The sequence below is a fragment of the Bacteroides intestinalis genome, assembly GCF_003464595.1.
GTDB lineage: Bacteria > Bacteroidota > Bacteroidia > Bacteroidales > Bacteroidaceae > Bacteroides > Bacteroides intestinalis_A.
Genome location: NZ_QRZF01000049.1, coordinates 1 through 4,728 on the forward strand (window position 1 = coordinate 1; position 4,728 = coordinate 4,728).

At 44.6% G+C, this 4,728-nt stretch carries 4 protein-coding genes; all 4 read left to right on the forward strand.

Annotated features, from left to right (window positions below):
- Positions 1-131 precede the first annotated feature (131 nt).
- Positions 132-1,604, forward strand: a complete 1,473-nt coding sequence (locus tag DWW10_RS25645; RefSeq protein ID WP_118422439.1) for an IS1182 family transposase — start codon at positions 132-134, stop codon at positions 1,602-1,604.
- Between the two features lie 320 nt (positions 1,605-1,924).
- A complete protein-coding gene (locus DWW10_RS25650) occupies positions 1,925-2,533 on the forward strand; it encodes a hypothetical protein (RefSeq protein ID WP_118422440.1) in 609 nt (202 codons plus the stop codon).
- Between the two features lie 29 nt (positions 2,534-2,562).
- On the forward strand, positions 2,563-3,945 hold the full coding sequence (gene dnaB / locus DWW10_RS25655; protein ID WP_118422441.1) for a replicative DNA helicase: 1,383 nt from the start codon (positions 2,563-2,565) through the stop codon (positions 3,943-3,945).
- A 144-nt stretch (positions 3,946-4,089) separates the two neighbouring features.
- Complete coding sequence (locus DWW10_RS25660; protein ID WP_118422442.1) at positions 4,090-4,599, forward strand: HU family DNA-binding protein; 510 nt, start codon at positions 4,090-4,092, stop codon at positions 4,597-4,599.
- Positions 4,600-4,728 lie beyond the last annotated feature (129 nt).

The following is a 4,728-nucleotide window of genomic DNA, read 5'->3' on the forward strand; positions in this document are numbered from 1 at the left end:
ACACTTATATTTTATTGTGATATTTAATACTGCAAATGTAAATGTGTAAAAAGTCAAAATCAATCGTTCTTTGACATATTTGTATAAAAAGGATTTTATATCTTTGATCTCCTAATAATAAGATTAAATTTATGGGCTATATTCAACCTTTAGATCGTAATCAACTGACTCTTCCTGAGTCTTTAGATTCTTATATTTCTAGTGAGAACCCTGTTCGTCTAATAGATGGTTTTGTCGATCAGTTTATAAAATTACACCCTGATCTTTCAGCCTATAAAGGCAAGAGTCCTACGGGACGTTCAGCTTATAGCTTCGGAACCTTACTCAAACTCTATTTGTACGGCTATCTGAACAGCATAAGCTCTTCCCGTAAACTGGAACGTGAGACTTTGCGTAATATGGAGTTGATCTGGCTTTTGGGGAATCTCCATCCTGATCATAAGACCATTGCTGATTTCCGTTCCCGACAAACTTCGGGCATTCATGAGTGTTGCCTTGATTTCCGCCGTTTTTTGGTCAGTTCAGGTTATATTTCAGGCAAACTGGTAGCTGTTGACGGTAGTAAAATCAAAGCCAATGTTAATCGTGACGGTCTTACTCTGGATGGTATCAACCGGCAGTTAGCCTTATTGGACACCCGTTTAGAGAAATATTTGCATCAGCTTAATGAAAATGATCTGGTGGAAACCGCCCATGAACAATTATCCGAACTATCGGATGAACTCGGTGTAGAGAGTTCCCTACTGGAAAAGATAGCCCGTTTAAGCCAACAGGTTGAAGAGCTTCAGGCCGAAAAACAGCGTATGCTGGATGAAGGTTCTAAAAGGAGCTTTCCCGCTGATCCCGAATCTCGTCTGATGAAGACCCATAACGGCTTCGTTCCGGCTTACAATGTTCAATCTGTGATAGATTCCCAACACCATCTGATAGGTGCGATGCAGGTTACCGACCATCCGAATGACTTTGAAGATCTTCAACCTTCGATTCATGCCATGCAGGAAGAACTTCAAATAGAAGTATCCCAAGCCGTTGCCGATACAGGTTATGCCAATGAAGAACAAATCCTGGCACTTGAAGAGGATGGCAAAGAAATTGCCGTTCCTTTTAATGAAGGGGACCATTCTCCCAAAGAAGATCCGGAACACGGAATCTTTTTCACTTATGATGCGGTCAATGACTGCTATATATGCTCTCAGGAAAAGACGTTACCCATTAAAGACAGGCAGGTTCGTAAACATGGAAAACTTTATAGAAAGTATCAGGGAAGAGACTGCAAGCATTGTCCCCTGATAAAGTTCTGTACCCAATCTAAAAAAGGGCGGATAATCTACCGAAGGGCGGATGCGGAACCTATACGAGAGTACATGAAGAAGTGCAAGGGGATGAAATACAAAGCACTCATACAGTTACGAAAAACATTAGTAGAACATCCCTTCGGAACCATTAAATACTGGATGGGCCAAATTCCACTGTTGCTCAGAGGAAAAGAAAAGGTACAAGCTGAAATTGACTTGTATGCCACATGCTATAACCTGAAAAGGGTCACTAACATTCAAAGCATACAGGTGCTGTTACAACAAGTGCATGAATGGACTCTAAAATAGAAACCATAGCTGTCATTTACCAAAGGGCAAAATAGAAATAACAGAATCATGAGATAAAGATGATTTCCTTTTTAATACAATATGTCAAAGAACGATTGATTTTGACTTTTTACACAACCTCCAGGGAGGAGGAGAATTAAGATAGTATTGCTCAGCATTTGATTCATTTCTGTACAGTTATAAATAGACTTTCACTAACGAAACTTATTAGACTAATACGAACCTGTATCGGATGATTGCAACCAACCAAAACAAGCGGGAGACGGAAAACAGATTTCTTGTCATACTTTTGTGCTCGCTAACAAAAACAAAGATAAAAAATGGATAGAAATTTAGGAACAACAGGTTATGTTATGATACCACGAGCTTTACTTTTGAAAGCATTTGACGAACACCATGAAGCAAGTGGAGATATGGAAGCCTTTTTGAGGATACTGACATATGTCAATTATGCGGAAGCTGTAGTGAGGCGTATGAATACGAATGTGGTTTGTGCACGTGGAGAATCAGTTATTTCCTATAACCATTGGGCGGAAATTTTAGGATGGAGCCTTGGGCGAACCCGGCGCTACTTCATGAGACTGGTTGCCGAGGGTAGCATCGAACAAGTGAAAGGTGACTGTGCCAGTCATATCCGCATACCGGGCTACGACGTGTGGACAGGTAAAAGGCAAATCGGAAAAAAGGGTGATTCTGCCGTGGAGGAAAGCTTCGGCCAGTTCTGGAATGAATATCATGAAACCACCCGTATGGCCCGGCAGAATCGGGAAAGCGCCCTCAGGGAGTGGAAGAAATTATCGCAGAACGAACGGAAACAGGCTTTGGAACATATTGACGAGTATTTCTTTCATCTGCGCGATACGAAGTTTTGCAGGCAGGCGGCGAAGTATCTGGCAGATAAGTTGTTTCAGGACGAGTATGATAACTGAATGTGAGTGATAGATAATTGAAAAATCAGATGAAAGAAAAAGGTATTTTGAATCCGCAGGATGCCGAGCTGGAAGAGGCTGTGCTTGGCGCCTGCTTGGTGGAGAGTGAAGCTATCTCCCTGGTTGCTGATAAGTTGCGTCCCGAGATATTCTACAACGAGCAGAATCGGATGATTTTTGCTGTCATTCAGGCCATGTTTCGCGCCGGGAAGCAGATTGATATACTTACGGTGAAAAATGAACTGGCTTCGTGTGGTAATCTGGAGAAGGTGGGCGGTCCTTATACGTTGGTGCGGCTTGCTTCACGCGTAGCATCGGGGGCACATTTGGAATATCATGCGTGCATACTGCGTGAGATGTATGTCCGCCGTGAAGTGATTCTGGGTTCGTACAAACTACTGGCTGCGGCTTCCGACGAGTCCGTGGATATAGCAGATGTGCTGGCAGGCATACACGATTTGCTCGACCATCTTGAAGGAGAGATGGGAACCGCCGACCATCTCCGCACAATGAGTCAGTTGATGGAAGATACTCTGGCACAGGTAGAAGCACGCGTGGAAGGGAGCCGGAATGGTATTACCGGTATTCCTACCGGTTTTACGGACCTGGACAAGTTGACAGCGGGGTGGCAGCGGGGAGATCTGGATGTCATTGCTGCCCGCCCGGCTGCAGGAAAAACGGCCTTTGCATTGCATCTGGCCAGGGCTGCTGCAACAGCGGGACATTCGGTAGTGGTTTTCAGTTTGGAAATGCAGGGAGAGCGTTTGGGAGACCGTTGGCTGGTTGCTGCTACCGAAGATGTAGATGCCTCACACTTGCGCAGAGGGCAACTCGGTACAAGCGAATTGCGCCAGGTGCGTGAGGCTTCCTGCCAGCTTTCCCAGCTTCCCATCCGGGTGGAAGATAGTCCGGTGATCAGTATGGATCATGTACGCTCGGTGGCTCGTATGCTGAAAAGTAAGGGAGGATGCGATATGGTCATCGTGGATTACCTGCAACTTTGTGATATGAAGTCTGATCAGAACAATCGCAATCGTGAGCAGGAAGTGGCGCAAGCCACCCGTAAGGCCAAACTAATGGCTAAGGAACTGGATGTGCCGGTGTTGTTGCTCAGTCAGTTGAACCGTATGAGTGAAGGGCGTCCCGATTGCCGGCCTCTTTTGAGCGACTTGCGCGAGAGTGGTGCCATCGAGCAGGATGCAGATATGGTAATGTTGCTGTATCGTCCTGCCCTGCATGGTTTGAAAACGGAACATAAGAGTAAATATCCTTCTGACGGGCTTGGTGTGGTGATCGTTGCGAAACATAGGAATGGTGAAACGGGTGATGTTTATTTCGGACATAACCCCAGTCTGACAAAAATGGGGGATTATATTCCGCCTGATGAATGGTTGATGAAGCATGCGAAGTGATATGGTTCGAATCGGTTGAAAACGGTCATTGTTTGTTTAGAAATATTTAGTAATAAGCTTGACTTCCGCCCTCTGATGTTGTATCTTTGTATCATACTTGAAAGAGTAATAATAGCTTAAACCTTAACTTAATTTGTTTTACTTATGGATGTAACCGTAGAGCGCTATATGCGCAGAAAAAACGTGACTGATTCGGCGTCTCCCCAATTTTTCTATCTCCGTCAGAAACCCGGTACGTGCAAGACTGTGGATGTGGATACCCTTGCCGCCGCCATACAGAAAAGTTGTGCGATGACGAAAGGAGATGTGAAGCATGTGATTGAAGCTCTCGTAGAGGAGGTTCAGGAAAATCTGGCTAATGGGAACAAGGTGAAGTTGAACCTGTTTGGTACGTTTCACATGACATTTTGCTGTCCGGGAGTAGCTACTTCGGCAGAGTGTACCGTGAAGAATATCAAACGGGTGAATATCCGTTTTGTTCCGGACAAGGAGCTGAAGTTGGTAAATAACAGCCATGCCGTAACCAGAAGCCCTGCAAATGTAACATTCGCATTGGAAAAACCGGAAGATAAGGATGGCAGTTCTTCCGGTGGTAATTCCGGCGGTGGGGATTCCGGCGGTGACGGCGGGATTGAAGATGATCCGCTGGGATAAGATCCAAAGCCGGAGGCTTTAAAAATTAAAAATTAAAGGTTGCGCAGCCTGCTTATCATTTATCACTAATCGCTAATCACTAAAAAAACTCTCTTATGAAGAAAACGACTTGGGACAAGATTTTGAAAA

Excerpts from the sequence above, each read along its gene's own strand:
- DWW10_RS25645 (WP_118422439.1), top strand. The coding sequence starts at position 132 with ATGGGCTATATTCAACCTTTAGATCGTAATCAACTGACTCTTCCTGAG.
- DWW10_RS25650 (WP_118422440.1), top strand. The coding sequence starts at position 1,925 with ATGGATAGAAATTTAGGAACAACAGGTTATGTTATGATACCACGAGCT.
- dnaB (WP_118422441.1), top strand. The coding sequence starts at position 2,563 with ATGAAAGAAAAAGGTATTTTGAATCCGCAGGATGCCGAGCTGGAAGAG.
- DWW10_RS25660 (WP_118422442.1), top strand. The coding sequence starts at position 4,090 with ATGGATGTAACCGTAGAGCGCTATATGCGCAGAAAAAACGTGACTGAT.